Annotated in this window: 29 protein-coding genes; 16 read left to right on the top strand and 13 right to left on the bottom strand. The window is 69.0% G+C overall.

Annotated features, from left to right (window positions below):
- Positions 1-8: 8 nt before the first annotated feature.
- The 7 genes from BM175_RS13135 to ubiE form a co-directional block, all read right to left on the bottom strand.
- The gene (locus tag BM175_RS13135) at positions 9-626 is read right to left on the bottom strand and encodes a LysE family translocator (RefSeq protein ID WP_090963753.1); all 618 of its coding nucleotides are present in this window, start codon (positions 624-626) and stop codon (positions 9-11) included.
- A gap of 6 nt (positions 627-632) precedes the next feature.
- The gene (gene dut, locus BM175_RS13140) at positions 633-1,088 is read right to left on the bottom strand and encodes a dUTP diphosphatase (RefSeq protein ID WP_090963755.1); all 456 of its coding nucleotides are present in this window, start codon (positions 1,086-1,088) and stop codon (positions 633-635) included.
- A complete protein-coding gene (gene coaBC, locus BM175_RS13145; protein ID WP_090963757.1) occupies positions 1,085-2,296 on the bottom strand; it encodes a bifunctional phosphopantothenoylcysteine decarboxylase/phosphopantothenate--cysteine ligase CoaBC in 1,212 nt (403 codons plus the stop codon). Before coaBC ends, dut begins: the two co-directional genes overlap by 4 nt.
- Entirely contained in the window at positions 2,293-2,700 is a 408-nt protein-coding gene (locus tag BM175_RS13150; protein ID WP_090963759.1) for a type II toxin-antitoxin system VapC family toxin, read from the bottom strand. Before BM175_RS13150 ends, coaBC begins: the two co-directional genes overlap by 4 nt.
- Entirely contained in the window at positions 2,697-2,957 is a 261-nt protein-coding gene (locus BM175_RS13155) for a FitA-like ribbon-helix-helix domain-containing protein (protein WP_090963761.1), read from the bottom strand. The genes BM175_RS13150 and BM175_RS13155 overlap by 4 nt, the downstream gene beginning before the upstream one ends.
- A gap of 73 nt (positions 2,958-3,030) precedes the next feature.
- On the bottom strand, positions 3,031-4,617 hold the full coding sequence (ubiB, locus tag BM175_RS13160) for a 2-polyprenylphenol 6-hydroxylase (RefSeq protein WP_090963763.1): 1,587 nt from the start codon (positions 4,615-4,617) through the stop codon (positions 3,031-3,033).
- Between the two features lie 3 nt (positions 4,618-4,620).
- On the bottom strand, positions 4,621-5,400 hold the full coding sequence (ubiE, locus tag BM175_RS13165) for a bifunctional demethylmenaquinone methyltransferase/2-methoxy-6-polyprenyl-1,4-benzoquinol methylase UbiE (protein ID WP_090963764.1): 780 nt from the start codon (positions 5,398-5,400) through the stop codon (positions 4,621-4,623).
- Positions 5,401-5,540: 140 nt separating this feature from the next.
- Between ubiE and mutM the strand changes: the two genes are divergently transcribed.
- From mutM to BM175_RS13220, 11 genes are all read left to right on the top strand, one after another.
- A complete protein-coding gene (mutM, locus tag BM175_RS13170) occupies positions 5,541-6,440 on the top strand; it encodes a bifunctional DNA-formamidopyrimidine glycosylase/DNA-(apurinic or apyrimidinic site) lyase (RefSeq protein ID WP_090963766.1) in 900 nt (299 codons plus the stop codon).
- Complete coding sequence (locus tag BM175_RS13175) at positions 6,437-6,775, top strand: hypothetical protein (RefSeq protein WP_090963768.1); 339 nt, start codon at positions 6,437-6,439, stop codon at positions 6,773-6,775. The genes mutM and BM175_RS13175 overlap by 4 nt, the downstream gene beginning before the upstream one ends.
- A 58-nt stretch (positions 6,776-6,833) precedes the next feature.
- Positions 6,834-7,607 (top strand): enoyl-CoA hydratase, encoded by a 774-nt coding sequence (locus tag BM175_RS13180; RefSeq protein WP_090963770.1) that lies wholly within the window; start codon positions 6,834-6,836, stop codon positions 7,605-7,607.
- Positions 7,608-7,811: 204 nt separating this feature from the next.
- Positions 7,812-8,081 carry a 30S ribosomal protein S20 gene (gene rpsT, locus BM175_RS13185; protein ID WP_055893495.1) on the top strand — a complete coding sequence of 90 codons (270 nt, stop codon included), beginning with the start codon at positions 7,812-7,814 and terminating at the stop codon, positions 8,079-8,081.
- A gap of 676 nt (positions 8,082-8,757) precedes the next feature.
- A complete protein-coding gene (locus BM175_RS13190) occupies positions 8,758-9,192 on the top strand; it encodes a rhodanese-like domain-containing protein (RefSeq protein WP_090963772.1) in 435 nt (144 codons plus the stop codon).
- A gap of 116 nt (positions 9,193-9,308) precedes the next feature.
- Entirely contained in the window at positions 9,309-10,757 is a 1,449-nt protein-coding gene (gene dnaA, locus BM175_RS13195) for a chromosomal replication initiator protein DnaA (RefSeq protein WP_090963775.1), read from the top strand.
- A gap of 151 nt (positions 10,758-10,908) precedes the next feature.
- Positions 10,909-12,027 carry a DNA polymerase III subunit beta gene (dnaN, locus tag BM175_RS13200; protein WP_090963777.1) on the top strand — a complete coding sequence of 373 codons (1,119 nt, stop codon included), beginning with the start codon at positions 10,909-10,911 and terminating at the stop codon, positions 12,025-12,027.
- Between the two features lie 20 nt (positions 12,028-12,047).
- A complete protein-coding gene (gene recF / locus BM175_RS13205; RefSeq protein WP_090963779.1) occupies positions 12,048-13,199 on the top strand; it encodes a DNA replication/repair protein RecF in 1,152 nt (383 codons plus the stop codon).
- Positions 13,196-13,978, top strand: a complete 783-nt coding sequence (locus tag BM175_RS13210; protein WP_090963781.1) for a HesA/MoeB/ThiF family protein — start codon at positions 13,196-13,198, stop codon at positions 13,976-13,978. The genes recF and BM175_RS13210 overlap by 4 nt, the downstream gene beginning before the upstream one ends.
- Positions 13,979-14,146: 168 nt before the next feature.
- Positions 14,147-15,553, top strand: a complete 1,407-nt coding sequence (locus BM175_RS13215; RefSeq protein WP_090963783.1) for a protoporphyrinogen/coproporphyrinogen oxidase — start codon at positions 14,147-14,149, stop codon at positions 15,551-15,553.
- A gap of 213 nt (positions 15,554-15,766) precedes the next feature.
- On the top strand, positions 15,767-16,303 hold the full coding sequence (locus BM175_RS13220) for an SH3 domain-containing protein (protein WP_246716993.1): 537 nt from the start codon (positions 15,767-15,769) through the stop codon (positions 16,301-16,303).
- A 90-nt stretch (positions 16,304-16,393) separates the two neighbouring features.
- Here BM175_RS13220 and irrA read toward each other — a convergent pair whose 3' ends face one another.
- Together irrA and BM175_RS22740 are read right to left on the bottom strand one after the other, a co-directional pair.
- On the bottom strand, positions 16,394-16,873 hold the full coding sequence (irrA, locus tag BM175_RS13225; protein ID WP_090963947.1) for an iron response transcriptional regulator IrrA: 480 nt from the start codon (positions 16,871-16,873) through the stop codon (positions 16,394-16,396).
- 119 nt (positions 16,874-16,992) lie between these two features.
- Positions 16,993-17,448 (bottom strand): hypothetical protein, encoded by a 456-nt coding sequence (locus BM175_RS22740; RefSeq protein WP_090963785.1) that lies wholly within the window; start codon positions 17,446-17,448, stop codon positions 16,993-16,995.
- A gap of 158 nt (positions 17,449-17,606) precedes the next feature.
- On the opposite strand from BM175_RS22740, the gene fabA reads away from it, so the two are divergent.
- Genes fabA through fabI form a run of 3 tightly spaced genes read left to right on the top strand, consistent with a single transcriptional unit; the run spans position 17,607 to position 20,277 of the window.
- Positions 17,607-18,140 (top strand): 3-hydroxyacyl-[acyl-carrier-protein] dehydratase FabA, encoded by a 534-nt coding sequence (fabA, locus tag BM175_RS13235; RefSeq protein WP_090963787.1) that lies wholly within the window; start codon positions 17,607-17,609, stop codon positions 18,138-18,140.
- Positions 18,141-18,197: 57 nt separating this feature from the next.
- Positions 18,198-19,421, top strand: a complete 1,224-nt coding sequence (gene fabB / locus BM175_RS13240) for a beta-ketoacyl-ACP synthase I (protein ID WP_090963789.1) — start codon at positions 18,198-18,200, stop codon at positions 19,419-19,421.
- A 13-nt stretch (positions 19,422-19,434) separates the two neighbouring features.
- A complete protein-coding gene (gene fabI / locus BM175_RS13245) occupies positions 19,435-20,277 on the top strand; it encodes an enoyl-ACP reductase FabI (RefSeq protein ID WP_090963791.1) in 843 nt (280 codons plus the stop codon).
- A 6-nt stretch (positions 20,278-20,283) separates the two neighbouring features.
- Here the strand turns inward: fabI and BM175_RS13250 are convergent, their stop codons facing one another.
- Both BM175_RS13250 and BM175_RS13255 read right to left on the bottom strand, forming a co-directional pair.
- Entirely contained in the window at positions 20,284-20,940 is a 657-nt protein-coding gene (locus tag BM175_RS13250; protein WP_244545994.1) for an HAD family hydrolase, read from the bottom strand.
- 8 nt (positions 20,941-20,948) lie between these two features.
- Positions 20,949-21,629, bottom strand: a complete 681-nt coding sequence (locus tag BM175_RS13255) for an alpha/beta fold hydrolase (RefSeq protein WP_090963795.1) — start codon at positions 21,627-21,629, stop codon at positions 20,949-20,951.
- A 148-nt stretch (positions 21,630-21,777) separates the two neighbouring features.
- On the opposite strand from BM175_RS13255, the gene BM175_RS13260 reads away from it, so the two are divergent.
- Positions 21,778-22,830 carry an aldo/keto reductase gene (locus BM175_RS13260; protein WP_090963797.1) on the top strand — a complete coding sequence of 351 codons (1,053 nt, stop codon included), beginning with the start codon at positions 21,778-21,780 and terminating at the stop codon, positions 22,828-22,830.
- Between the two features lie 4 nt (positions 22,831-22,834).
- Here BM175_RS13260 and BM175_RS13265 read toward each other — a convergent pair whose 3' ends face one another.
- On the bottom strand, positions 22,835-23,305 hold the full coding sequence (locus BM175_RS13265; protein WP_090963799.1) for a MarR family winged helix-turn-helix transcriptional regulator: 471 nt from the start codon (positions 23,303-23,305) through the stop codon (positions 22,835-22,837).
- Between the two features lie 125 nt (positions 23,306-23,430).
- On the opposite strand from BM175_RS13265, the gene BM175_RS13270 reads away from it, so the two are divergent.
- A complete protein-coding gene (locus BM175_RS13270; RefSeq protein ID WP_055893546.1) occupies positions 23,431-23,859 on the top strand; it encodes an organic hydroperoxide resistance protein in 429 nt (142 codons plus the stop codon).
- Positions 23,860-23,992: 133 nt separating this feature from the next.
- Here BM175_RS13270 and pnp read toward each other — a convergent pair whose 3' ends face one another.
- Positions 23,993-26,128: a polyribonucleotide nucleotidyltransferase gene (gene pnp / locus BM175_RS13275; RefSeq protein WP_090963802.1), complete on the bottom strand. Its 2,136-nt coding sequence runs from the start codon at positions 26,126-26,128 to the stop codon at positions 23,993-23,995.
- Between the last annotated feature and the right edge of the window lie 80 nt (positions 26,129-26,208).

Genomic DNA, 26,208 nt, shown 5'->3' on the forward strand with positions numbered 1-26,208 from the left:
CCGGCCGGTCAGGCCCGGCGCGCGAGCGTCCAGACCGCGGCCCCGGCCAGAAACAGGGCGGCGCTGCGGTTCAGCCGCGCCAGCATGGCGGGCCGGCGCAGGAAGCCGCGCGCCCGCGCGGCGAGCGCCGCATAGGGCGTCATCACCATGACGAGCACCGCGGTCGTCATGAGCGCCAGCACGAGATAGTCGGACACGGTGACGTGCCGGAGGTCCACCAGCGTCGGCACGAGGGCGAGGTAGAAGACGATCGTCTTCGGGTTTCCGAGCGTCACCACGAGACCGGCCAGAAAGCTTCGAGAGGCGCGCTCGTCGGTCAGCGCGGACACCTGCGTCCCATCGCCGGCCGAGCGCCACAGGCGCCAGGCGAGCCACAGGAGATAGGCCGCGCCCCCGTAGCGCACGAGGACGAAGAGGCTTCCCAGCATGTCGGCCACGAGCGCCAGTCCGAACACCGCCGCCGACAAGTAGACGAGATCGCCGATCACAAGACCGGCGGCAAAGGCCATGCCATGGCGAAAGCCGGCGCCGAGCGCCCTCGCCACCAGCGCGACGACGCCGGGACCGGGCACTGCTGCCGCGATGCCGAGCGCCAGGGCATAGGCGAGAAATCCGGCCAGCGTCATCGCACCCTACCTCCCTGTCGATCCGAAGCCGCCGGCCCCGCGCGCCGAAGCCGACACCGTTTCCACCACGTCGAACCCGGCCTGCACCACCGGGGCGACCACGATCTGCGCGATGCGCTCGCCGCGCGTGATGGTGAAGGGCTCGGCCCCGAGATTGACAAGGATCGCCATCACCTCGCCCCGGTAATCGCAGTCGACCGTGCCGGGGCTGTTGAGGACGGTGACGCCGTGGCGCGCGGCGAGCCCGGAGCGTGGGCGCACCTGCACCTCCCAGCCGTCCGGAATGTCCATTACGAGGCCCGTCGGCACCAGGGCGCGACCCTGCGGCTCCAGCACCAGGGGCTCGGCCAGCGCGGCGCGGATGTCGGCGCCGGCCGCGCCCGCCGACTGGTAGGCGGGCAGGTCGAGGCCTTCGGCGTGGGGCAGGCGGCGGATGCCGATCCGGGGTCGCGTGGTGCTCATGGTCTGCCGGTTTCCGCCAATCGCCGCGCGATGTCCAGCGCCAGCCGGTCGGCGACCGCCCCCTTCGGCATCCTCGGCCATTCCTCGACGCCGTCGCGCGAGACGAGCCGCACCGTGTTCGCCTCGCCACCCATGACGTCGCCGGACACGTCGTTGGCGACGATGAGGTCGGCGCCCTTGCGCTCGAGCTTGGCAGCGGCGTTTTCGAGGAGATCGCGCGTTTCGGCGGCAAACCCGACGACCAGCGCCGGACGACGCGGCCCGATGCCGACCGTGCGCAGGATGTCGGGGTTCTCGACGAGATGCAGCGACGGTGGCCCTTCAGGGCCCTTCTTGATCTTGTGGGCGGCGTCGCCCTCCATGCGCCAGTCGGCGACGGCCGCCACGAACACCGCGGCATCGGCCGGGAGCGCCGCCTCGACCGCCGCCAGCATCTCGCGCGCCGTCTCGACATGGACGGTCGACACATCCGGCGGATCGGCGAGCGCCACGGGCCCCGACACCAGCGTCACGCGCGCGCCGAGCCGCGCAAGGCTCGCCGCGATCGCATGTCCCTGCCGCCCGGACGAGCGGTTGGCGATGTAGCGGACGGGATCGATCGGCTCGTGGGTGGGGCCGGAGGTCACGAGGATGTGCCGGCCGGCGAGCGGTCCAGCACCGGTCCCGAGGATCGCCTCGGCGGCGGCCACGATCTCCAGCGGCTCGGCTATTCGCCCCTCACCGCTCTCGCCGCTCTCGGCCATCTCGCCGCGGTTCGGCCCAACGAAATGGAGGCCGTCGCCTTTCAGCGTCTCAAGGCTCCGCCGGGTCGCAGGATGGGTCCACATGGCCGGGTTCATGGCGGGTGCCAGCAGCACCGGCGCGCGGGTCGCGAGCAGGATCGCGCCGGCGAGATCGTCCCCGATCCCGGCCGCCATCTTGCCCATGCGCGTCGCGCTCGCCGGTGCGAGGATCACGAGGTCGGCACCGCGCGCGAGGCGGATATGGCCGACGTCCTGCTCGTCGTCGCGATCGAACAGCTCGCCGTAGACCTTGGTGCCGGCCAGCACGCCGACCGACAGGGGCGTCACGAACTCGGCCGCCGCCCGCGTCATCACCGGTGTCACCTTCGCCCCCCGCTCGCGCAGGCGCCGGATGAGGTCGAGCCCCTTGTAGGCCGCGATGCCGCCGCCGATGATGAGAAGGATGCGCTTGTCGGCAAGGGTCATGGCGGGCTCGCGAGGGCGGAGCGGACATCGGTATGGATGAAGTCGTCGCCCTTGAAGAGCAGCGGCGCGTCGAGCGCGCGCGCGAGCGCATACGAGAAGCAGTCGCCGAAGTTCAGGCGGGCGGGATGGCCGGAGCCGCGGCCGTAGCGGGAGTAGGCTTCGGCCGCCACTCGCCTCTGTCCTTCATCGAAAGGTTCGATCCGGACCGCCGCCTTCTCGAGAAGCGCGCTCATTCGGACGCTGCCGGCCTGTCCCCATCTGCCGCGAGCGACGATGTCCACTTCGAACGCCGTCCCGGCAGACAAGGACACTTCTCTCTGTTCGCTCAGAAGGGCGCTGAATGCGTCGGCCTCCGGCTCGTCCGCCAGGATTGCGATGAGAGCGGAGGTGTCGAGGACGATCACGGAAGGTAGTCGTAGAGTTCGTCCGAAACTGCCTTCTGGTCGATGGGCTCGAGCGGCGGCTGCCGCAGTGCACGGAGTTGCTCGTAGATGACCCTGGCCTCGGCCTCGCTCCGCAGTCGTGGCTTTCGCTCCTCCGCCACGAGGTTCTGCAGTGCCAGCCGCAGGTCCTGCTCCATCGATCGTCCGTTGCGCGCCGCGCGGATCTGAAGCTTGCGCTTCAGGTCGTCGTCGATGTTTCGGATCGTCAGGCTCGCCATCGCCCTGTCTCCCGTTGAGAGCTGCAGGCTAGATAGTGATTGATGGCAATGCAATCACCCGCCTCGCTACCCCCTACCCGAACGTCAGCTGCCAAGCGATCACCACCAGTGCGATGGCGGAGGCCACCTGCGCAATGTGGCTGATGATGAGGCCGGTGCGCGATTCCTTGGCGAGTTCCATCAGGTCGTCGTCGTTGATGTGGATGCCGTTCTCGATGAGGTCGGGCATGTTGTTGGCGAAGACCTCGAGGCCGGCCGCAAAGTCCGGGAAGCGGTGGATCACCCGGCCGATCGCCTCCAGACCCTTCTTGGCGTCGCGCAGCTTGGCCGCGGGGCCGAGTTCGGAGACGATGTAGTCGGTCACCACCGGCTCGGCCGCTTCCCACATGTTGAAGCGCGGGTCGTAGGAGCGCGCGACGCCCTCCACCACCACCATCGTCTTCTGCAGGAGCACGAGTTCGGGCCGCGTCTGCATGTCGAAGAGTTCCGTCACCTCGAAGAGGAGGGTGAGGAGATGGGCCATGGAGATGGTCTCGGCCGGCTGGCCGTGGATCGGCTCGCCGATGGCGCGCAGCGCCTGCGCGAAGGACAGGACATCCTGCGTGCGCGGCACGTAGCCCGCCTCGAAATGCACCTCGGCGACGCGCTGGTAGTCGCGGCGGATGAAGCCGTAGAGGATCTCGGCGAGGAACCGGCGGGAATCTGCGGTCAGGCGGCCGACGATGCCAAGATCCACCGCTACGATCGTCCCGTCCGGCACCACGAAGAGGTTTCCGGGATGCATGTCGGCGTGGAAGAAGCCGTCGCGCATCGAATGACGCAGGAACGACTGGACGAGGTCGACGCCGAGGCGCGGCAGGTCGTGCCCCGCCGCGCGTACCGCCGCCACGTCGTTCATCTTGATGCCGTCGATCCACTCCATCGTCAGCACGTCGCGGCCCGTGCGCTCCCAGTCGATGCCGGGCACGCGGAAATGCGGATCGTTCGCGACGTTGTCGGCCATTTCCGACGAGGCCGCCGCCTCGAGACGAAGGTCCATTTCGATGCGGGTCGACTGGGCGAGCGTTTCCACCACCGCGATGGGACGCAGGCGGCGCGAGGAGCGAACGAAGGTCTCGAGAACGCGGGCGATGAAGGCGAAGGCCTCCAACTCGCGCCGGAAGCGCACGCGCACGCCCGGCCGGATGACCTTGACCGCGACGTCGCGATACGCGCCGTCCCGCGTCAGGACGCGCGCCTTGTGGACCTGCGCGATCGAGGCGGCGCCCACCACGTCGCCGAACTCGACGAAGAGGTCGTCGATGCGCCGGCCGAGCGTCACCTCGATGTCGCGGATCGCCTGCTCGCGCGGGAACGGCGGCACCTTGTCCTGCAGCTGGCTGAGCTCAACCGCGATCTCGGTGCCGACGATGTCGGGGCGCGTCGCCAGGAACTGGCCGAGCTTGACGTAGGAGGGGCCCAGCCGGTTCAGCGCCTGACTGAGGCGCTCCGAGCGCGCCGCGCGCCGGGCCGAACGCCGCGCCATCAGGCCGGCCAGACGATGGGCGAGCGCGGCCATTGGCGGCAGGCCCTCGGCGGGCAGGGCCGAGAACACGCCCTCGCGCACCAGAATGTAGACCGCCCGCAGGAGGGCGAAGGTGCCGGTGATGGGGTTGCTCAAAGCCTAGAGCTTCCAGCCCGAATGGATCGCCGCGATGCCGCCCGTCAGATTGCGGTGCGTCACGCGCTCGAAGCCGGCGCGCCGGATCGCGGCCTCGAAGTTCATCTGGTTGGGGAAGCGGCGGATCGATTCCACGAGATACTCGTAGGACGCCCGGTCCTTTGCGACGGCGCCGCCGATCGCGGGGATCGCCTTGAAGCTCCACAGGTCGTAGACCTTGTCGAGGACTGGCAGGTCGACCTCGGAGAATTCGAGGCACAGGAAGCGCCCGCCCGGCTTCAGCACGCGATAGGCCTCCGCGAGCGCCAGATCGATGCGCGGCACGTTCCGGATGCCGAAAGCGATCGTGTAGGCGTCGAAGCTGTCGTCCGGGAGCTTGAGGTCCTCGGCGTTGCCCTCGACGAAGGCGAGGTTGCCGGCGAGGCCGCGCTTCTCCGCGCGTTCGGCGCCGACCTGAAGCATCGAGGCGTTGATGTCGAGGACGGCGCCCTCGGCCGCGCCGCGCGAGGCTTCCACGATGCGGAAGGCGATGTCGCCGGTGCCGCCCGCAACATCGAGGAAGCGCCAGCCGGGCCGGCGCGAGGGCGCGAGCCACTGCACCATGGCGTCCTTCCAGACGCGGTGCAGGCCGGCCGACATGAGATCGTTCATCAGGTCGTAGTTCGAGGCGACGCGGTGGAACACCTCGTTCACGCGAGCCTGCTTCTCCTCGCGGCCCGAGACCGTCTCGAAACCGTAGGAGGTTTCCATGCCCTCCGTTGCGCCGACGCGGGTTCGCGACATGCTGATCGACCTCTCGAGTATTTGGGCACCCTGGCGGCGTCGCCCACGGGCGGACCCATAGCGGAACGGGCGCAGGCACGCCATGTCTTGTGGCGCGCCTGCATCCGGGGCGCGTCCCATGCCGGAGATGATAAGCAGCGATGCCCGAATTGCCAGAGGTCGAGACCGTCCGCCGCGGGCTGGCGCCGGTGATGGAGGGGGCGCGGATCGCCCGCGTCGAGACGCGGCGCGAGGCCCTGCGCTTTCCCCTCCCCGATCGTTTCGCCGCCCGCCTCGAGGGCCGGCGCATCCTCTCGCTCGGGCGGCGGGCGAAATATCTCCTCGCCGAGATCGAGGGGGACCTCCTTCTGGCCATGCATCTCGGCATGTCCGGGTCGTTTCGGATCGAAGGCATCGACGGGACGGACGCGGCCGAGCCGGTGGCGGGCGCGGCCTTCCATCTCGCGCGCTCCGAGGACCGGCTGCACGACCACGTCCTCTTCCATCTCGACACGCCCGCCGCGCGCATCGTCTTCAACGACCCGCGGCGCTTCGGCTACATGAGCCTGATCGAGGCGGCAGCACGCGACACGCATCCGCATTTCCGGGCGCTCGGCATCGAGCCGACCGGCAACGCTTTGTCCGGCGAGGCACTGGCGCCGCGCCTCAAGGGCAAGGCGGCGCCATTGAAGGCCGCACTTCTCGACCAGACGATCATCGCGGGCCTCGGCAATATCTATGTCTGCGAAGCCCTGTGGCGCGCCCGCCTGTCGCCGCGCCGCCTCGCCGGCACGCTGGTGAAGGTCGACGGCCGGCCGACCCGCCGCCTCGACGAGCTGGCGCTCCATATTCGCGAGACGATCCGCGACGCGATCGAGGCCGGCGGCTCGACCTTGCGCGACTATCGCCAGGCGGACGGTGCGCTCGGTTATTTCCAGCATCGCTTCTCGGTCTACGACCGCGAGGGCGAGCCCTGCCGGCGCGAGGGCTGCCGAGGCATCGTCCAGCGGATCGTGCAGTCCGGTCGCTCGACCTTCTTCTGTCCGGTCTGCCAGCGGTGACGGACCGCTATCCGCGCACGCCGGACGGGCGCTACTTCGTCGCCCGCGGCCGGCTCTGGCGTTCGTCCGACCCCCGCCTTCCCGAAGCCGAACGGGAGGCGGCCGTCCACGACCTGATGGATGCCCGTCGCGCCGTGCGCGATGCGGCAGACGACGAAGCGCGGCGGGCCGCACGCCGCCGCGTCGATGCCGCCAAGCGCGCGCTCGGCGAGCGCGGCCCCGTCTGGTGGGCGGACGGCGCGCGCGACTGGACGCGCTTTTCGCCGAAGAACACGCCCTATGCCGAATGGTTTTCAGGGCTCGCCGCTGCCGAGCGTGAGGCGGCCGGCGGCTGAGACGCTTGGCGGCAACGCCGCCCGCCCCTATCCTTGGCCGGACAACGGGAGGTCGAGCATGGACTACACGAGCATCAAGGTGGAGCGCCGCGGCCGGGTCGGCTGGATGACGATCGATCGCCCCAAGGCGCTGAACGCCCTCAATACCCAGGTCCTGACCGAGCTTCTCCAAGCCTCCGACGCCTTCGCGGCCGATGCCGAGGTCGGCGCCGTGGTGCTGACCGGCTCCGAGCGGGCCTTCGCCGCCGGGGCCGACATCAAGGAGATGCAGCCCTTCGGCTTCGCGGAGGCCTACCTTTCCGACTTCGCCAGCGGCTGGGACCGCTTCGCCAACGCCCGCAAGCCGATGATCGCGGCGGTCGCGGGCTATGCGCTCGGCGGCGGCTGCGAGGTCGCCATGATGTGCGATTTCATCATCGCGGCCGAATCGGCAAAGTTCGGCCAGCCGGAGATCACGCTCGGCGTCCTGCCCGGCATGGGCGGCACGCAGCGCATGGCGCGCGCCATCGGCAAGGCGAAGACCATGGATCTCTGCCTCACCGGCCGGATGATGGACGCCGGGGAAGCCGAGCGGTCCGGCCTCGTCGCGCGCGTCGTGCCCGATGCCGAACTCCTCGCGGAAGCCCAGAAGGCGGCCGAGATCATCGCCGGCTTCTCGTTGCCTGCCGCGATGATGGCCAAGGAGGCGATCAATCGGGCTTTCGACACGACGCTGACGGAGGGGCTTCGCGCCGAGCGCCGCCTCTTCGCCGCCGCCTTCTCGCTGGAGGACCAGAAAGAGGGCATGGGGGCGTTCGTCGAGAAGCGGAAGCCGAACTTCCGGCATCGCTGACGGGTCTCGCCCGCCGACCGTTGACGAGGCGGGCGCTTGGTCCTATAAGCGCGCCAGATTTCAGGCGGCACCCACGGTGCGGCCTTTCGCGCCTTGCCGCTCGGGTTCTCGTTCGGCTCGGCGGCTTCACGCTGAAACCATTCGCGCGGAGACAGGCGGCCCGGTTGGCCGTTCGGTTCCGCGTCAAGCCGAGAGAGACTGAACATGGCCAATACGCCGTCGGCCAAGAAGGCCGCCCGCAAGATCGCCCGCCGCACCGCGATCAACCGCGACCGCCGTTCGCGCGTCCGCACCTTCCTGCGCAAGGTCGAGGAAGCGATCCTGTCGGGCGACAAGGCTGCTGCCCAGGCCGCCTTCAAACTGGCCGAGCCGGAGCTGGCGCGTGCGGCCTCCAAGGGCGTGATGCATCGCAACACGGTCTCCCGCAAGATCTCGCGCCTGTCGAGCCGCGTGAAGGCCGTCGGCGCGGCCTGATCGGCTCCACGATATCGCTGACAGGAGGAAAGGCCCGGAGCACCCGCTCCGGGCCTTTTCCGATTCTTCAATCCTTCCCGATCGATGGTTGGGAACCGACAATTTCACCCGTCACCCACTTGTCATGGAAGCGGAACGCGATACTCCCGATCGACTTTGCGAGAGTCAGCTTTCCATCAATCATTTCAATGCCTTGGACGAGGGTCCGCGACGTGGGCAACTGGCCTGGTCGCGGCTTGGCCGAGTCGCATGAGTCAAGCCGGCGTCTGAAAAAGAATCCCGGCTTCAGACCTGCGACCAAATCGCGGCCGAACCGTGCCGTGAATCTCCCTGTGAATCAGGCGATTGCCGTTTGACGCCTGAAAACGGGCATGTCCGACTCGCCACAGTTCGGCCTTGGTCAGGTCGCGAGCGCCGATTCAAAGCTTGCCCGAAGCTGGGCTGTTCCGTAGCTTTTGCCTCACGACAAGAGCGCCGGACGACGAAGGCTGGGGACAAGGGGCGTTTTCCAGAACTTAACGGGGGACCCGCCACAGGCCGGGTCGTCCAGGCGCTTTCCGTTAATCGATGAGTATCACCCGGTCGCTCGTGCATGGCATGGGCGCGGCAGGGTGAATTTCGTTCCGCGTTTCGCTGCGTCCGGCTGTTTCCGGCGCGGCGTGTTGGGAGTTCGTAGATGAGCCGTTCCTACAAGGGCGACGTGTCGGCCGAGGCGTGCTGGTCGGCGCTTCAGTCCGATCCCCAGAGCTTCCTGATCGATGTCCGCACGTCGGCCGAGTGGAATTTCGTGGGCTTTCCGATGGTGCCCGAAAACGGCCAGGACGCGCTGTTCGCGGAATGGCAGACCTATCCGACGATGGCCGTCGATCCGCGCTTTGCCGAGCGCGTCGGCGCGGCCGTTCGCGCCGCCGGCGGGTCGGAGGGCTCCAAGCTCTATTTCCTCTGCCGCTCGGGCGCCCGCTCCATGTCGAGCGCCGCGGCGATGACGGCGGCGGGCTTCACCGACTGCTTCAACGTTCTCGACGGTTTCGAGGGACCGCCCGATGCCGACGGCCACCGCGGCCAGGTCGCGGGATGGAAGGCGGCCGGCCTGCCCTGGAGGCAGAAATGACCGCCCTTCACACTGGCGGCCACCCCGTCCCTCCCGTTGCCGGCGCCCGCACGCGCACCTTTCCTTCCACCCCCAGCCGTGCGGCTTCCGCCGCACCCGCGAATGGCGAGACTTCCATGGCAGCACCGGCACGCGACGAGACGGCGATCCTCGATCGCGTGAACGCCCGTCTCAAGGCGCAGCTCGGCCCCGACGTCTTCGCCTCCTGGTTCGCCCGCCTGAAGCTCGAGCATGTCGGCAAGGGCGTCGTTCAGCTGTCGGTGCCGACGGCGTTTCTCAAATCGTGGATCAACGGGCATTACCGCGATCTTCTGCTGCAGATCTTCGCCGAGGAGGTACCGGGCACGCTGAAGGTGGACGTCGCCGTCCGCTCGGCCGTGCGCGGCGCCAGCGTTCCGCCCCCGGCCGCCAATGCCGACCAGCCGACGCCGGCGGCGGGCGACGCGCGCACGGTGGGAAGCGTCGCCCCGCGCGTCGCCGCCCCGACCGAGCGCACGGCGCCCACCGAGGGCGCTCGCGCCGAGTTCGGCTCGCCGCTTGACCCGCGCTACGTCTTCTCGACCTTCGTCGAGGGCGCGTCGAACCGCGTGGCGCTTGCCGCCGCCCGCTCGATCGCCGAGAACGGGCCGCAGTCCGTGCGCTTCAACCCCCTGTTCCTCCACGCCTCGGTGGGCCTCGGCAAGACGCACCTTCTCCAGGCGATCGCCAACGCGGCCGTCGCCCGCGAGGACAAGCCCCGCGTCGTGTACCTTACGGCAGAATACTTCATGTGGCGCTTCGCCACCGCGATCCGCGACAACCAGGCGCTCGATTTCAAGGAGAACCTACGCGGCATCGACATCCTGATCATCGACGACATGCAGTTCCTGCAGGGGAAGTCGATCCAGCAGGAGTTCTGCCACCTCCTCAACGCTCTGATCGATTCGGCGCGTCAGGTGATCGTGGCCGCCGACCGCCCGGCCTTCGAGCTCGAATCGCTTGACAGCCGCGTGCGCTCGCGCCTGTCGGGGGGCGTCGCGATCGAGATGGTGTCGCCGGACTACGAGATGCGCCGCGGCATCCTCGCCTCGCGCGTCTCGGCGATGAAGGCAGGCGATCCGAGCTTCGCGATCCCCGAGACGGTGGTGGACACGATCGCGCGCCGCGTCGTCGGCTCGGGCCGCGACCTCGAGGGCGCCTTCAACCAGATCGCCTTCCGTCATGCCGTCGGCCAGCCGCTGTCGGCCGAGCATCTCGACGACCTCCTCAATCAGCTGACGCGGGCCGGCGGCGAGAAGCGGGTGCGCATCGAGGACATCCTGAAGTTCGTCTCGCGCCACTACAACGTGTCGCGCACCGACATCCTGTCGGCCCGGCGCACACGCACGATCGTGCGCCCGCGCCAGATCGCCATGTATCTCGCCAAGACCATGACGCCGCGCTCGCTGCCCGAGATCGGCCGCCGCTTCGGCGGGCGCGACCACACGACGGTGCTCCATGCCGTGCGCAAGATCGAGGCTGAGCGTGCGGGCGACGAGAAGCTGTCGGAGGAGCTCGACGTCATCCGCCGTATGATCGAGGAGTGAAGCTGCCGGCCTGACCCGTGCCGCCGGAAACGCGACGTTTCCGGCGGTTTTCCTTTGCGCCCGCCGGCCTTTGCTCTAAAACGTCGGGACCTTTTCTCGGAGGGGTCCGATGGGCTCGGCGCCCTTTCGACCCTGCGAACGGTTGTCGTCCATGCGTATCATCATCGAGCGGTCGAACCTTCTGAAGTCGCTGAGCCACATCCAGCGTGTGGTGGAGCGGCGCAACACGATCCCAATCCTCTCCAACGTCCTCCTGAAGACCGAGGACGGGGCGATGCGCCTGAAGGCGACCGACCTCGACATCGAGATCACCGAAAGCGTGCCGGCGAGCGGCGACGTGCCGGGCGCGACGACGGTTCCGGCCCACCTCCTCTACGACATCGTGCGCAAGCTGCCGGATGGCTCCGAGGTCAAGCTCGAGACGACAGGCGACGGCGCGCAGATGACCGTCTCGGCCGGGCGCTCGACCTTCCGCCTCCAGTGCCTCCCCGAGGCCGACTTTCCGGACATCACCGCCGGCGCCTTCACCCACGCCTTCACGCTGAAGGCGTCCGATCTCGCGCGGCTCGTCGAGCGCACGCAGTTCGCGATTTCCACCGAGGAGACGCGCTACTACCTCAACGGCATCTTCCTCCACACGATCGAGACCGGCGGCGCCCTGACACTGCGCGCGGTGGCGACCGACGGCCATCGCCTGGCGCGCGCCGAGATGCCCGCGCCCGCAGGCTCGGAAGGCATGCCGGGCATCATCGTGCCGCGCAAGACCGTGGCCGAGATCCAGAAGCTTCTCGGCGAAGGCGCCGAGACGGTGGCGATCGAATTGTCGGACTCCAAGATCCGCTTCTCGCTCGGCGCCGTGGTGATGACCTCGAAGCTCATCGACGGCACCTTCCCCGACTACCAGCGCGTCATCCCGACCGGAAACGACAAGGCGCTGACGCTCGACCGCCAGAGCTTCTCGGCCGCGGTCGACCGCGTGTCCACGATCTCGTCCGAGCGCGGGCGTGCGGTGAAGCTCGCGCTCTCGGGCGGCCAGCTCGTCCTCACCGTCAACTCGCCGGACGCGGGCACCGCGACGGAGGAGCTGCCCGTCGGCTATGAGGCGGAAGAGATCGAGATCGGCTTCAACGCCCGGTACCTTCTCGACATCACCGGCCAGCTATCCGGCGACAGCGCGGTCTTCATGATGGCCGATCCCGGCTCGCCGACCCTGATCCGCGACGGCGGCGACGAGGGCACGCTCTACGTCCTGATGCCGATGCGCGTCTGACGAGGCGCATCGCCGCGCCGATGGACCTCGCCCGCGATGCCCGGATCCGCGTGACCGGGCTCGGCCTCGTGGACTTTCGCAACTACGAGACGCTGAACCTTTCCATCCGCTCGCGCTTCGTCGTGCTCCACGGCGACAACGGCTCAGGCAAGACCAATCTCTTGGAGGCGCTGTCGCTCCTGTCGCCGGGCAAGGGCCTGCGGCGCGCCGCCTACGGCGAGATCGCACGCAGCACGGGCGGCGCTGCGACGGGCGGCTTCTCCGTGCGCGCGCGCCTCGCCGCGCCGACGCCCGAGGACGAGCCGACCGACGTCCTGACCCTTGTGCGCCCCGACGAGGGCACGCCCGCGCGTGTCCTGCGCATCGACGGCACCACCGCCCGATCGATCGACGAGCTTCTCGACGTCCTGCGCGTCGTCTGGCTGACGCCCGCGATGGACGGGCTGTTCACCGGCCCCGCCACCGAGCGCCGCCGCTTCCTCGACCGCATGGTGCTGACGGTCGATCCCGAGCACGGGCGGCGCACGCTCGACTACGAGAAGGCGATGCGCGGGCGCAACCGTCTCCTCTCGGAGGATCGCCTCGACGACCGCTGGCTGGCCGGGATCGAGCGGCAGATGGCCGAACTCGGGCTGGCGATCGCGCTGGCGCGCGCCGATCTCGTCGCCCGCCTCGCCGGGCTCCTCGATGCCGCCTCCGCCTCGCCCTTCCCGGTGGCCGAACTCGATCTCCAGTCCGGCTACGACGACCTCCCGCTCGAAGGCGCGGCGGTGGACCTCGAGGACCGCGTCACCGAGCGCCTGGCGCGCCGACGCATGGTCGACCGCGCCGCCGGCCGCACGCTGGAAGGCCCCCATCGCGGCGACCTCGCCGTCACGCACCGTGCCAAGGCGATGCCGGCCGCCCTCTCCTCGACCGGCGAGCAGAAGGCACTCCTGATCGGCCTGGTCCTCGCCCATGCCCGCCTCGTGGAGGCGGCGTCCGGCATGGCGCCGGTCCTTCTTCTCGACGAGATCGCCGCCCATCTCGATCCCGGCCGCCGGGCCGCCCTTTTCGACATTCTCGACGATCTCGGCGTCCAGTCCTTCCTGACCGGCACCGACGCCGCGCTGTTCGAGGCGCTCGACGGGCGCGCGCAGATGCTCCTCGTCGCCAACGGAGCCGTGACATGACGCTCTCGCCCTCCCCTCCCCCGCTCTCCGCCGACGAGCTCGGCCGCTACGCCCGCCACATCGTGCTGCCCGAGATCGGGGGGCCAGGGCAGCAGCGGTTGAAGGGAAGCCGCGTGCTCCTCGTCGGCGCCGGCGGCATCGGCTCGCCGGCCGCTCTCTATCTCGCGGCGGCCGGCGTCGGCACGATCGGGCTCGTCGACGACGACCACGTGTCCCTGTCGAACCTCCAGCGGCAGGTACTGTTCGAGACCACGGATCTCGCCCGGCCGAAGGTGGAAGCCGCGGCCGAAGCACTGGGGCGGCTTAACCCGCATGTCGCGATCGAGGCCCATCCCGTCCGCCTCGATGCGTCGAACGGGCCGGCCCTCGTGTCGCGCTACGACGTCGTCGTCGACGGCTCCGACAACTTCGCGACGCGCTTCCTCGTCGCCGATCTCTGCGAGGCTGCGAGGGTCCCCCTCGTCACGGTCGCGGTCCAGCGCTTCTCCGGATCGCTGACGACGCTCATGCCTCACAGGCCAGGCCCGGACGGGCGGCTCTCGCCCCGCTACCGCGACCTCTTCCCCGAGCCGCCCCCCGAGGGCACCGTGCCGACCTGCGCGGAGGCCGGAATTCTCGGCGTCGTCACCGGCATCATGGGCACGATGGGCGCGGCGGAGGCCATCAAGCTCGTCGCCGACGTCGGTGATCCGATGGTCGGGCGCCTGCTTCTCGTCGACATCCTGCGAATGCGCTTCGAGGAAATCCGCTACCGCCGCCCGGCCGATCCATCGCCCTGAGCCCATGCCGGTGCGGAAGTCGTCAGCGATCCTGCCGGACGATCTTCGTTAGCCTTAAGTCGAGATACCGATCACGGGCCCGTGATTCCATCGAATTGCGACTGTATCCTTCCCCCATTGTTCACCGACGTTCTGCTTTAGTCCGCGGAACGAGATGGGGAGAAGACGATGAAGCCGATCGCGGTACTGGGAGCGGGTCTCGCCGGATTGACGGCCGCGGCCGAACTCAAGCGACGCGGCCTGCCGGCGGTGGTGTTCGAGGCGGGCAAGGCGGTCGGCGGCATGGCGGCCTCCTTCAAGGACGCCGAGGGCTTCTCCTACGACTACGGCGCGCACTTCATCTCCAACCGGCTCGCCAAGGCGCTCGGCGCGGAGGACATTTGCCGTACGGTTCGCCACTACGGCGAGGCGGTGCGTATCGACGGTCGCGACCGCAGCCATCCCTTCGGCCTGATGGCCGAGCCGCGCTTTCTGGCAAGCGCCCTGAAGAGCCGTTTTGCCAGCCGTCCGAAGACGCCCGCCGCCAACGCCGAGGACTGGATGCGCCGCTCCTACGGCGACGCCATGGCCGAGGAGGTGGCGATGCCGCTGGTCGAGGCCTGGTCGGGGGCGCCGGCGCGCGAGCTCTCGTCCTCGGTCGGCGAGAAGTTCGGCAACAGCATCGTCAAGTCGCTCTATCTCAGCGCCGCCGCCAAGGTGACGCGGCGGGCCGTGTGCAACGGCTACACCCGCACGATGCCGGAAGGGGCGGGCGTCTATCACGTCTATCCCGAGGGCGGCCTCGCCCGGATGCTCGAGCCGACGCTGCGCAAGCTCGACGGCGCGGTGCGCCTCCAGTCGCCGGTGGAGCGTATCCTCGTCGACAAGGGCCGGGTGGTCGCGATCCGCAGCGCGGGCGTCGAGATTCCCGTCTCGGCGGTCATCTCCACCGCGCCGGTCAACGTCCTGCCGCGGCTCGTCGAAGGCACCGACGCGCTGAAGCCCCTTGCGGCGTTCCGCTACCGGCCGATGATGTTCGTCAATCTGCGCTTCTCCGGTCGCGCCATCCTGCCGAACACGATGGTCTGGGTGCCCGACCGCAGCCAGCTGTCGTTCCGCCTCACCGAGGCGCCGATCTCGATGCCGTGGCTGGCGCCCGAGGGCAAGACGCTGATCACCTTCGACATCGGCTGCGAGGTCGGCGACGCGAGGTGGACGATGAGCGACGAGGACCTCGCCCGCACCTGCCTCGACCAGATCTGCGCGCTCTACGGCGAAGAGCTTCGCGGGCGGTATCTGGGCGCCGGCGGCACGATCCGCACCCCGATCTCCTATCCCGTCTATCTCGGCGCCTATGAGACCGAGCGCCGTCTCTTCTCCATGTCGACCGGCGTCGACGGCCTCTACAGCGTGGGGCGCAACGGCGAGTTCGCCCATATCCTGATGGAGGACGTGTTCTGGCGCACGATCCGGCGGATGGAGGACGTCGCGCGCTACGTCGCGTCCCCGTCCGAAGGCAGCCAGCCCGCCGTATCCCTGGAGGAGCGTCTGGCGGGGCTCGGCCTTTCGGCTCCCGGACTGTCGCAGCCGGCCTGAGAGGCGCGCTCCGATCAGCTTCGGGCAAGGGGTTGTTAACCCCGATGCGCGATCATGGCGATGCGTCGGGCATACGGGTCATCTTTTGAAAAGATCCTTGTGCGCCCGGCCACCCGGCTCCGCCGGGCCGAAGCCGTCCCGCATGTCCGGAGCCCTCCCCCCGTGTCCCGCTCGTCCCTTCTCGCCTCGATCGCCCTTGCCCTTCTCGCCGCCCTGCCGTCGGTCGGCGCGGTGCATGCCCAGTCTCCGGCCGCCGCCGCGACGCCGCCGGTGGCCGCACCGGCCGCCGCCGAGGAAGGCGAGGACGCCGAGATGCAGCGCAAGCTGCCGCTGCCGCGCTTCGTCTCGCTGAAGTCCGCCCGCGTGAACCTTCGCGTCGGCCCCGGCAAGGACTACGCGGTGTCCTGGCTCTACCTGAAGCCCGGCCTGCCGGTGGAGGTGATCCAGGAATACGACCTCTGGCGCCGCATCCGCGACTCCGAAGGCACCGAGGGCTGGGTCTACCATTCGCTCCTGTCGGGTGAGCGCACGGCGCTCGCGGCTCCCTGGCTGAAGGGCAAGACGCAGGCGACGATCACCATGCATCGCTCCGCCGCGACCGACGGACCGATCGTCGCCGAGATGGAGCCGGGCGTCCTGACCAAGGTCCGCGAGTGCTCGTTCGGCTGGTGCGAGGTCGAGGCCGCCGGCCGGCGCGGCTTCGTCACCCAGAAGGAAATCTGGGGTGTCTACCCCGACGAACGGTTCTGAGGCGCCTCGTCCCCCCGCCTCGAAAGCAGGAAGGCCGGTCACCCGCTGGGGCGACCGGCCTTCTTCGTTTCTGCTGCTTAGATCGTGACGTCAGGCGTGCGGCTTCGCACCCGTCTTGCGGCGCAGGCGTACCACGACGTCGACATTGACGATCTCCATGCCCTCGGGCGGCTCGGGCAGGTTGTCGATCGTGATCGTTCCGTCGGGAATGTCGATCATCGTGTTGTCGGCCTCCACGAAGAAGTGGTGGTGGTCCGACGTGTTGGTGTCGAAATAGGTCCGCTGCCCCTCGCCCGAGAGCGGGCGTACGAGGCCGGCGTCCGTGAACTGGTGCAGCGTATTGTAGACGGTGGCCAGCGACACCGGCTCGCCCGCCTTGTGCGCTTCCTCGTGCAGCTCTTCCGCCGACAGGTGGCGGTCGCCGGCACCGAAGATCAGGTTGCACAGCGCCACGCGCTGGCGGGTCGGCCGGAGGCCCGAGGCGCGCAGGCGCTCGAAGACGCAGAAGCTCTGAGGCCGACCGGCCGTGCGCGCGTCCGCTGCCGCGAGGGGCTTGGCCCGATTGTCCATGACGTCGACCACCGAAAACTTGACTCTTCTATTCACCTTTAGACGAGCGTCATACGCCGCCGCAAGGCCTTGCCGCGATTCAATATAGTCGGATTTCGCACCGCGAACAACGGACGGCCTCACGGCGCGGCGCAGGCCGGTGCGAGCGCTGCGATCGCGCGGCCCGACCCGACGAGCGGCAGGCGGACATGGCCGGCCGGGCTCGACACTTCGAGGCTCCGCCCCCGCTTGAGGGCGGCGAGCAGCGACGCCGCGTCCTTGCCTTCGACGGTGCGCACGAAGCGCGAGCCGCCGCCCGCCCCCTCCGGCTCGACGCGGGCCTCGCCGGCATAGGCCATGCCGTCGACCGAGAGGACGAGCGTCACCGGCCGGTCCGCCGGAAAACGCGCCCCGTTGCCGGCCGCCGTGACGCCGAGCCGGCCGCCGGGAAGGCACGCGATCTCGGCACCGGCCGGACGCCCCTTCAGGGTGAAGTAGGCGCGCGCGCCCTCGCCCCGGCCGCTCGCGCGCCACTCCTGCGACAGGGCGGGGCCGATCGAGACAGCGAGGGTGAGCAGCACGAAAAAGACACGCATGTCGGCTCCATGACGGCGGCGCCCGGCGCGAAACCGTGACACCTCTCTAGACGTTAACGGATTTGCCCTCGGGCGCTCGCGTGGTAAGGGCCGTCCCGCGAACGATTTGAGACAAGTTGGAACGGCGGCGGCATACCGTTCCCCAACCGGACGGATCAATGGACACGGTGAAGACCTATTTCGGCAAGGACGAGATTCTGGCATGCGGCCGGGGCGAGCTCTTCGGCGCGGGCAACGCGCAGCTCCCCCTGCCGCCGATGCTGATGTTCGACCGGATCACCGAGGTCACCACCGACGGCGGCGAGTTCGGCAAGGGCTCGATCCGCGCCGAGTTCGACGTCTCGCCCGACCTCTGGTTCTTCGACTGCCACTTCAAGGGCGATCCGGTGATGCCGGGCTGCCTCGGCCTCGACGCGCTCTGGCAGCTGACGGGCTTCTATCTCGGCTGGCTCGGCGAGCCCGGCCGCGGCCGCGCGCTCGGCGTCGGCGAGGTCAAGTTCACCGGCCAGGTGACGCCCAAGGTCAAGCTCGTGGAATACGGCGTCGACTTTCGCCGCGTGATGCGCTCCAAGCTCAAGCTCGGCATCGCCGAGGGCTGGATGAAGGCGGACGGCGTCGTCATCTATCAGGCGAGCAACCTGCGCGTCGGCCTGTTCCAGGACGAGCAGGCGGACGAGACGGCCGGCGGCTGATATCCGCCCGCCCATCGAAGAATCCGGGTCCTTGAGACCCTTGCAAGGGAGTTTGCCATGCGGCGCGTCGTCGTGACCGGAATGGGCATCGTGTCCTCGATCGGCAACGATCTGAACGAGGTCACCGCCTCGCTGCGCGAGGCGAAGTCGGGCATCAGCTTCGCCCAGGACTTTGCCGACAACGGCTTCCGCTGCCGCGTCTGGGGCAAGCCCGAGATCGACGTCTCGGACATGGTGGACCGGCGCGCCATGCGCTTCCTCAGCCAGGGCGGCGCGTGGAACCACGTCGCCATGCGCCAAGCCATCGCCGACTCAGGGCTGCCCGAGAGCGACGTATCCGGCAACGAGCGCACCGGCATCATCATGGGTTCGGGCGGTCCCTCGACGCGCACCCTGATCGAGGCCGCCGACATCACCCGCAAGAACAACTCGCCGAAGCGCATCGGGCCCTTCGCCGTGCCGAAGGCGATGTCGTCGACGGCCTCCGCGACGCTTGCGACCTGGTTCAAGATCCACGGCGTCAACTACTCGATCTCGTCGGCCTGCTCGACCTCGGCGCACTGCATCGGCAACGCCGCCGAGATGATCCAGTGGGGCAAGCAGGACGTGATGTTCGCGGGCGGCCACGAGGACCTCGACTGGACGATGTCGAACCTCTTCGACGCCATGGGCGCCATGTCCTCGGACTTCAACGGCCGTCCGTCGGTCGCCTCGCGCGCCTACGACAAGAACCGCGACGGCTTCGTCATCGCCGGCGGCGCGGGCGTCGTGGTGCTCGAGGAGTACGAGCGGGCGGTGGCGCGCGGCGCCAAGATCTACGCCGAACTCGTCGGCTACGGCGCGACCTCGGACGGCTACGACATGGTGGCCCCGTCCGGCGAGGGCGCGATCCGTTGCATGCGCCAGGCGCTGTCCACCGTGAAAGGCCGGGTCGACTATGTGAACACGCACGGCACCTCGACGCCGGTCGGCGACTCGAAGGAGATCGGCGCGATCCGCGAGGTGTTCGGCGACGACATGCCGTTCGTCCAATCGACCAAGTCGCTGACCGGCCATTCGCTGGGCGCGGCGGGCGCGCAGGAGGCGATCTACTCGCTCCTGATGATGCAGGCCGGCTTCATCGGCGAGAGCGCCCATATCGAGGAGCTCGACCCCGAATTCGAGGGCGTTCCGATCGTGCGCAAGCGCATCGACGACGCGAAGATCGACATTGCCCTGTCCAATTCGTTCGGCTTCGGCGGCACCAACGCCACGCTTGTGTTCCAGCGCGTCGGCGCCTGAGGAAGCTTCCCTGATGACCGGACTGATGACGGGCAAGCGCGGCCTCGTGATGGGCGTCGCCAACCACAATTCGATCGCCTGGGGCGCGGCGCGCTCGCTCGCGGCCCAGGGCGCAGAGATCGCCTTCAGCTACCAGGGCGAGGCGTTCGGCAAGCGGCTGCGCCCGCTCGCCGCCGAGATCGGCTCGACCCTTCTCGTCGATTGCGACGTCGAGGACATCGCCTCGGTCGACGCCCTGTTCGAGACGCTGAAGGCCGAGTGGGGGTCGATCGACTTCGTGGTCCACGCCATCGGCTTCTCCGACAAGAACGAGTTGAAGGGCCTCTACGCCGACACGACGCGCGAGAACTTCACGCGCACCATGGTGATCTCCTGCTTCTCGTTCACCGAGGTCGCCAAGCGCGCGGCCGCGATCATGAACGAGGGCGGCTCGATGGTGACGCTGACCTATGGCGGCTCGATGCGCGTCATGCCGAACTACAACGTGATGGGCGTCGCGAAGGCCGCGCTGGAAGCCTCGGTGCGCTATCTCGCGGCCGATTTCGGCCCCCGCGACATCCGCGTCAACGCCGTCTCGGCCGGTCCCTTGCGCACGCTGGCGGGTGCGGGCGTCTCCGACGCGCGCCTGATGTTGAACTATCAGCGCCGCAACTCGCCGATGCGCCGCAACGTCACGCACGAGGAGGTCGGCAACTCGACGCTCTACCTCCTGTCCGACCTGTCGCGCGGCGTGACCGGGGAGATCCACTATGTCGATGCCGGCTACAACATCATGTCGATGCCCGCGCTGGACGAATTGAAGGCGCAGGAGCGCCGGGCCGAGATCGCTGGCGAGGTGGACCCGGCCACCGCCTGACGCAAGTCAGATCTGGCGGAGACGCTCGGCGATCTCCGCCATCGACCCGAAGACATGGTCGGCCCCGGCGGCCCGAAGCGCATCCGCCGCCGCAGGCCCCATGTGGCTCGCGCCGGTATAGCCGATGGCCGTCATCCCGGCGGTCTTGGCGGCCGTGATCCCGAAGCGCGAATCCTCGATGACGACGCAGCGGCCGGGATCGACGCCCATGCGCGCGCTCGCATGAAGGAAGAGGTCCGGCGCCGGCTTGCCGCGCCGGACTTCGGACGCCGAGAACACCGCATCCTCCGGAAAGTAGGCGTCGAGCCCGCTGACGCGGAGGCTGAGGCGCAGGCGGTCGGGGTGCGAGGAGGAGGCGACGCAGCGGCGAAGGTCCGAGGCGGCGAGAAGCTCGACGACACCCTCGCAGGGCTTGAGCCGCTCGCGGAACACCGCCGCCGTCGCCGGCCAGAGATCGGCCTCCGCGCCCGGCGGCAGCGCCCGGCCCGTGCTGGCTGCGAGCGCCGCCAGCCCGTCCACCGTCTTCATGCCGATGATGGAGGCAAAGAGCGCCCGCGACACCTCGATCCCATGCGCCTCGTGCAGCGCGATCAGCGCCTCGCCTGCGAGATGCTCGCTATCGACCAGCACGCCGTCGCAGTCGAAGATGACGAGATCGGGCACGCCCGGTCTCAAGCGAAGCGCGCGCGGATCGCGGCGGCGACCCGCATCGGTGCCTCGAGGCTCGGCAGGTGCCCGCACTCCTCCAGAAGCATGAACTCCGCGTCGGGCATCGCCTCCGCCATCGCGCGCCCGGCGTCCGGCGCGGAGAAGCTGTCCGCCTCCCCCCAGACGAGAAGCGAGCGGCAGGCGAGGCGCTGGAGGTCCGCCGTGCGGTCGGGCCGCGTCATCAGCGCCTCGTTCTGGGCAAGAAGCCGGTCGATGCCGGCGCGTGCGGCCATCGCGCGGAAGATGTCGGCCGCCTCCTGGCCGCGCCCGTCCGGCTCGTAGACGATCGCACGCGCCATGTCCTCCAGCATCTCCGCCCCGCCGTCCGCCTCGATCGCCGCGCGGCGGCGGTCGAACGGCTCGCGGCTCGCCGGCCCCTGCGGCGCAGCTCCCATGACCACGAGGCCCCGGACCAGCGAAGGCGCGGCCAGCGCCGCCTCGCGCGCCACATGCCCGCCGAACGACGTGCCGGCGACGATAAACGGCTTGCCCTCTGCCGCGTCCACGACCTCGCGGGCGCAGGCCGCCATGTCGGGCGCGGCCGGCACCACCGTGCGGCAGTCGAAGTCGGGCCGCAGGAGCGCGATCAACGGCTCGTAGAGATCGCCGTCGCAGGCGAAGGCGGGCACGAGGATCAGGCGCATGGACACTCCAGCGGTCGGGATGGAGGCTCTGATCTAGGGCACGGGCTTGAGGATGCGATGACAGCCCCGCCGTTGCCGCCGAGGCGGCGCGGGTCTAAAGCGAAGGCGAAACGCCCCTCCCCCCCACCCTACGCTCTCGGAACCCATCATGCAGCAACGACCGCTCGGGCGCACGGATCTGCGCGTCAGCCGGATCTGCCTCGGCACCATGACCTTCGGCGAACAGAACACCGAAGGCGAAGCGCACGAGCAGCTCGACCGCGCCGTGGAGCGCGGCGTCAACTTCCTCGACGCGGCCGAGCTCTATCCGATCCCGCCCAAGGCCGAGACGCAGGGGCGCACGGAGGCCTATATCGCCTCGTGGCTGCGGGCGCGCGGCAACCGCGACCGCATGGTGATCGCGACCAAGGTCGTCGGCCGCTCCACCTCGACCTGGTTCCGCGCCGACGGTTCGGAGCCGCGCCTCGACCGTCGCAATGTCGTCGAAGCCGTCGAGGGGTCGCTGAGGCGCCTCGGCATCGACTGCATCGATCTCTACCAGATCCACTGGCCGGACCGCCCAACCACGGGCTTCGGCTCGGTGCCGACGCGCTGGACGACGCCCGAAGCCGCCCTGGACGAGGTGGCGATCGAAGAGACGGCTGCAGTCTTCCAGGACCTCGTGCGGGACGGCAAGATCCGCCACGCCGGCCTGTCGAACGAGAGCGCCTGGGGCACGATGCGCTGGCTGACGCTTGCCGACGCCGGACGAGCGCCACGCATGGCGAGCATCCAGAACGCCTACAATCTCCTGAACCGCACGTTCGAGACGGCGCAGGCCGAGATCGCCGTGCGCGAAGGTGTCGGCCTCCTCGCCTACTCGCCGCTGGCGCAGGGCTATCTCACCGGCAAGTATGCCGGCGGCGCGCTTCCTGTGGGCTCGCGCAAGGCGCTGTTCGACCGGTTGCAGCGCTACGAGAAGCACGGCACCGCGGAGGCCGTCGACGCCTATGTGGCGCTCGCCCGCGAGTTCGGTCTTGCCCCCGCCACCTTCGCGAACGCCTTCGTGCTGGCGCAGGACTTCGTCACGGCCTCGATCATCGGCGCGACGACGATGGCGCAGCTCGACGAGTGCCTCGCCGCCGAGGACGTTGAATGGACGGCGGAGATGCAGGACGCGGTGGACGGCGTGCACCAGCGCGTCGGCAACCCGGCCCCTTAGGCCTTCAGCCGTCGTTCGGGGCGGCGGCATCGCCGCCCCGCCCCGACACCGCGTCGCGCAGCCGGCGCGCATCCGCGGTCATCTCCCGCAGTCGGTCGAGGGGCAGTCCGGCCGACGCCACCAGCGCCTCTCCCAGGCAACGGCTGCGGTCGGCGAGGGCGCGGCCGGCCTCCGTCAGCCGCACGATGACCTGACGCGCGTCGACCGTATCGCGCTCGCGCGTCACGAACCCCGCCGACGCCAGACGCGTGACCAGCGGGGTCATCGTGCTCGGCTCGAGATCCAGCCGGGCGGCTAGGTCGCCGACGCGCTGGCCGTCTTCCTCCCACAGGACCGACAGCGTCAGGTACTGCGGATAGGTGATGCCCCATTCGTCGAGGATCGGCTTGTAGAGCCGGCCGATCGCCATCGACGCGCCGTAGAGCGCAAAGCACAGATGGTCGTCGAGCGGCAGCGGCGGTTTCGCGCGCGTCATGGCTTCAGCCTCGGTTCGGTCGGCATTTTGCTTATCACAATAATTTTCCGCTGGACAGGCGATAGCTTCCCCTCTACATCTGCGTTTATCGCAATAATCAATTGCGCCGAGAAGGAGAAGGTTCCATGCCTGTCGACACGATCTACAAGACCCGCGCCACCGCGTCCGGTGGCGGCCGCGACGGCCATGTCCGCTCCGAGGACGGCAATCTCGACCTGAACCTCGTCGTCCCCAAGGAAATGGGCGGACCGGGCGGTGACGGCGCCAACCCGGAGAAGCTGTTCGCCGCCGGCTACTCCGCCTGCTTCCTCGGCGCCATGCGCGCCGTCTCCTCGAAGGTCGGCGTGAAGGTGCCGAACGATGCGACGGTGACCGCCGAGATCGGCTTCGGCCCGCGCTCGGAAGGCGGCTACGGCATCACCGCCGATCTGACGATCTCGCTGCCGGGCCTCGACCGCGCCGATGCGCAGAAGCTCGTCGACACCGCCCATCAGGTCTGCCCCTATTCCAATGCGACCCGCAACAACCTCGACGTCGGCCTGACGATCGTCTGATCGCATCCGCGGCACTCGAGACAAGGCCCCGGCGGACACCCCGCCGGGGCCTTTTCGTTTCGCGGCGTTCCTTCGCCCAACGAAAAGGGGCGGCCCGTCGGCCGCCCCTTCGATCGTCACTAGCGAGACGGGATTACTCCGCGTCGTCTTCCTTGGCGGGCTTCTTGATCTCCTCGCCGGTCGCCTGGTCGACGACCTTCATGGAGAGGCGGACCTTGCCGCGCTCGTCGAAGCCCATGAGCTTGACCCAGACCTTCTGGCCTTCCTTGACGACGTCCTGCGTCTTCTGGACGCGATCGGCGGCCAGTTGGCTGATGTGGACGAGACCGTCGCGCGAGCCGAAGAAGTTCACGAAGGCGCCGAACTCGACGCACTTCACCACCGTGCCCTCGTAAATCTCGCCGACTTCCGGCTCGGCCACGATCGAGTGGATCCACTTCTTGGCCGCCTCGATCTCCTTGCCGGAGGACGAGGCGATCTTCACGGTGCCGTCGTCCTCGATGTTGATCTTGGCACCGGTCTTCTCGACGATCTCGCGGATCACCTTGCCGCCCGAGCCGATCACGTCGCGGATCTTGTCGGTCGGGATCTGCATGACCTCGATGCGCGGGGCGAACTCGCCGAGCTCGGCGCGGGCCGAACCCAGCGCCTTGTTCATCTCGGCGAGGATGTGCTCGCGACCGCCCTTGGCCTGCTCGAGGGCGATCTTCATGATCTCCTCGGTGATGCCCTGGATCTTGATGTCCATCTGCAGCGAGGTGATGCCCCGGTCGGTGCCGGCCACCTTGAAGTCCATGTCGCCGAGGTGGTCCTCGTCGCCGAGGATGTCGGACAGGACCGCGAAGCGCTCACCCTCGAGGATGAGGCCCATGGCAATACCGGCCACCGGTCGCGCCAGCGGCACGCCGGCGTCCATCAGTGCGAGGGAGGTGCCGCAGACGGTCGCCATCGAGGACGAGCCGTTCGACTCGGTCACTTCCGAGACGGCGCGGATCGTGTAGGGGAAGGCTTCCTTGGCCGGCAGCATCGGGCGGATGGCGCGCCAGGCGAGCTTGCCATGGCCGATCTCGCGGCGGCCGGGCGAGCCCATGCGGCCCGTCTCGCCGACCGAGTACGGGGGGAAGTTGTAGTGAAGGAGGAAGGTCTCCTTGTAGGTGCCGGTCAAGCTGTCGACGTACTGCTCGTCCTCGCCGGTGCCGAGCGTGGCCACGACCAGCGCCTGCGTCTCGCCGCGCGTGAAGAGCGCCGAACCGTGGGTGCGCGGCAGGATGCCGGCCTCGGAAACGATCTGGCGGACGGTTGACAGGTCGCGGCCGTCGATGCGGCTCTTGGTGTCGAGGATGTTCCAACGCACGATCTTGGCCTGGAGCTCCTTGAAGACGGTGCCGACGTCTTCCTTCGGAGCCTTCGGGTCCTGACCCTCGGGCAGGAAGTGCGCCATGACCTTCGCCTTCACCGCGTCGACGGCGGCGTAGCGGGCCTGCTTGTCGGTGTTCTTGTAGGCGTCGCGCAGTTCCGCCTCGGCAAGGCCCAGCATCTCGCTCTCGAGCGCCGAGTGATCGGGCACCGTGTGGTTGCGCGGCTCCTTGGCGGCGTGCTCGGCGAGCTTGATGATCGCCTCGATCACCGGCTGGAAGCCCTTGTGACCGAACATGACGGCGCCGAGCATCGTCTCTTCGTCGAGCTCGTGCGCCTCGGATTCCACCATCAGCACCGCGTCCTGCGTGCCGGCGACCACGAGGTCGAGCTTGGACTCGCCCATCTCGTCGACATGCGGGTTCAGCTTGAATTCGCCGTTGATGTAGCCGACGCGCGCGCCGCCGATCGGGCCCATGAAGGGCACGCCGGACAGCGTCAGCGCCGCGGAGGCCGCGACCATCGCCAGGACGTCCGGGTCGTTCTCGAGGTCATGCTGCAGGACGGTGACGACGACCTGCGTGTCGTTCTTGTAGCCTTCCGCAAAGAGCGGGCGGATCGGACGGTCGATCAGGCGCGAGACCAGCGTTTCCTTCTCGGAGGGACGGCCCTCGCGCTTGAAGTAGCCGCCCGGGATCTTGCCGGCGGCGAACGCCTTTTCCTGGTAGTTGACGGTCAGCGGGAAGAAATCGAAGCCGGGTTTGGGGGCCTTGGCCGAGACGACGGTCGCGAGCACGGCGGTCTCGCCGTAGGTGGCGAGCACCGCGCCGTCGGCCTGACGGGCGATCTTGCCGGTTTCGAGGGTCAGCGTGCGGCCGCCCCATTCGATCTCGACCTTATGGGTATTGAACATGCGATAGGCCTCGTGTCTGCGCCGCGATGGATCGCGGCCGGGCAAAGGGAAACGCGCATGGGCAAGACGGCGGGAGGCTT

Origin of the sequence: Aureimonas phyllosphaerae, assembly GCF_900113065.1 — a bacterium.
Lineage (GTDB): Bacteria > Pseudomonadota > Alphaproteobacteria > Rhizobiales > Rhizobiaceae > Aureimonas > Aureimonas phyllosphaerae.

Excerpts from the sequence above, each read along its gene's own strand:
- BM175_RS13210 (WP_090963781.1), top strand. The coding sequence starts at position 13,196 with ATGACGCTCTCGCCCTCCCCTCCCCCGCTCTCCGCCGACGAGCTCGGC.
- fabI (WP_090963791.1), top strand. The coding sequence starts at position 19,435 with ATGACCGGACTGATGACGGGCAAGCGCGGCCTCGTGATGGGCGTCGCC.
- BM175_RS13180 (WP_090963770.1), top strand. The coding sequence starts at position 6,834 with ATGGACTACACGAGCATCAAGGTGGAGCGCCGCGGCCGGGTCGGCTGG.
- fabA (WP_090963787.1), top strand. The coding sequence starts at position 17,607 with ATGGACACGGTGAAGACCTATTTCGGCAAGGACGAGATTCTGGCATGC.
- fabB (WP_090963789.1), top strand. The coding sequence starts at position 18,198 with ATGCGGCGCGTCGTCGTGACCGGAATGGGCATCGTGTCCTCGATCGGC.
- coaBC (WP_090963757.1), bottom strand. The coding sequence starts at position 2,296 with ATGACCCTTGCCGACAAGCGCATCCTTCTCATCATCGGCGGCGGCATC.
- mutM (WP_090963766.1), top strand. The coding sequence starts at position 5,541 with ATGCCCGAATTGCCAGAGGTCGAGACCGTCCGCCGCGGGCTGGCGCCG.
- ubiE (WP_090963764.1), bottom strand. The coding sequence starts at position 5,400 with ATGTCGCGAACCCGCGTCGGCGCAACGGAGGGCATGGAAACCTCCTAC.
- dnaA (WP_090963775.1), top strand. The coding sequence starts at position 9,309 with ATGGCAGCACCGGCACGCGACGAGACGGCGATCCTCGATCGCGTGAAC.
- dut (WP_090963755.1), bottom strand. The coding sequence starts at position 1,088 with ATGAGCACCACGCGACCCCGGATCGGCATCCGCCGCCTGCCCCACGCC.
- BM175_RS13155 (WP_090963761.1), bottom strand. The coding sequence starts at position 2,957 with ATGGCGAGCCTGACGATCCGAAACATCGACGACGACCTGAAGCGCAAG.
- BM175_RS22740 (WP_090963785.1), bottom strand. The coding sequence starts at position 17,448 with ATGCGTGTCTTTTTCGTGCTGCTCACCCTCGCTGTCTCGATCGGCCCC.
- BM175_RS13270 (WP_055893546.1), top strand. The coding sequence starts at position 23,431 with ATGCCTGTCGACACGATCTACAAGACCCGCGCCACCGCGTCCGGTGGC.
- BM175_RS13190 (WP_090963772.1), top strand. The coding sequence starts at position 8,758 with ATGAGCCGTTCCTACAAGGGCGACGTGTCGGCCGAGGCGTGCTGGTCG.
- dnaN (WP_090963777.1), top strand. The coding sequence starts at position 10,909 with ATGCGTATCATCATCGAGCGGTCGAACCTTCTGAAGTCGCTGAGCCAC.
- BM175_RS13135 (WP_090963753.1), bottom strand. The coding sequence starts at position 626 with ATGACGCTGGCCGGATTTCTCGCCTATGCCCTGGCGCTCGGCATCGCG.
- rpsT (WP_055893495.1), top strand. The coding sequence starts at position 7,812 with ATGGCCAATACGCCGTCGGCCAAGAAGGCCGCCCGCAAGATCGCCCGC.
- recF (WP_090963779.1), top strand. The coding sequence starts at position 12,048 with ATGGACCTCGCCCGCGATGCCCGGATCCGCGTGACCGGGCTCGGCCTC.
- BM175_RS13260 (WP_090963797.1), top strand. The coding sequence starts at position 21,778 with ATGCAGCAACGACCGCTCGGGCGCACGGATCTGCGCGTCAGCCGGATC.
- BM175_RS13255 (WP_090963795.1), bottom strand. The coding sequence starts at position 21,629 with ATGCGCCTGATCCTCGTGCCCGCCTTCGCCTGCGACGGCGATCTCTAC.
- BM175_RS13215 (WP_090963783.1), top strand. The coding sequence starts at position 14,147 with ATGAAGCCGATCGCGGTACTGGGAGCGGGTCTCGCCGGATTGACGGCC.
- irrA (WP_090963947.1), bottom strand. The coding sequence starts at position 16,873 with ATGGACAATCGGGCCAAGCCCCTCGCGGCAGCGGACGCGCGCACGGCC.
- BM175_RS13265 (WP_090963799.1), bottom strand. The coding sequence starts at position 23,305 with ATGACGCGCGCGAAACCGCCGCTGCCGCTCGACGACCATCTGTGCTTT.
- pnp (WP_090963802.1), bottom strand. The coding sequence starts at position 26,128 with ATGTTCAATACCCATAAGGTCGAGATCGAATGGGGCGGCCGCACGCTG.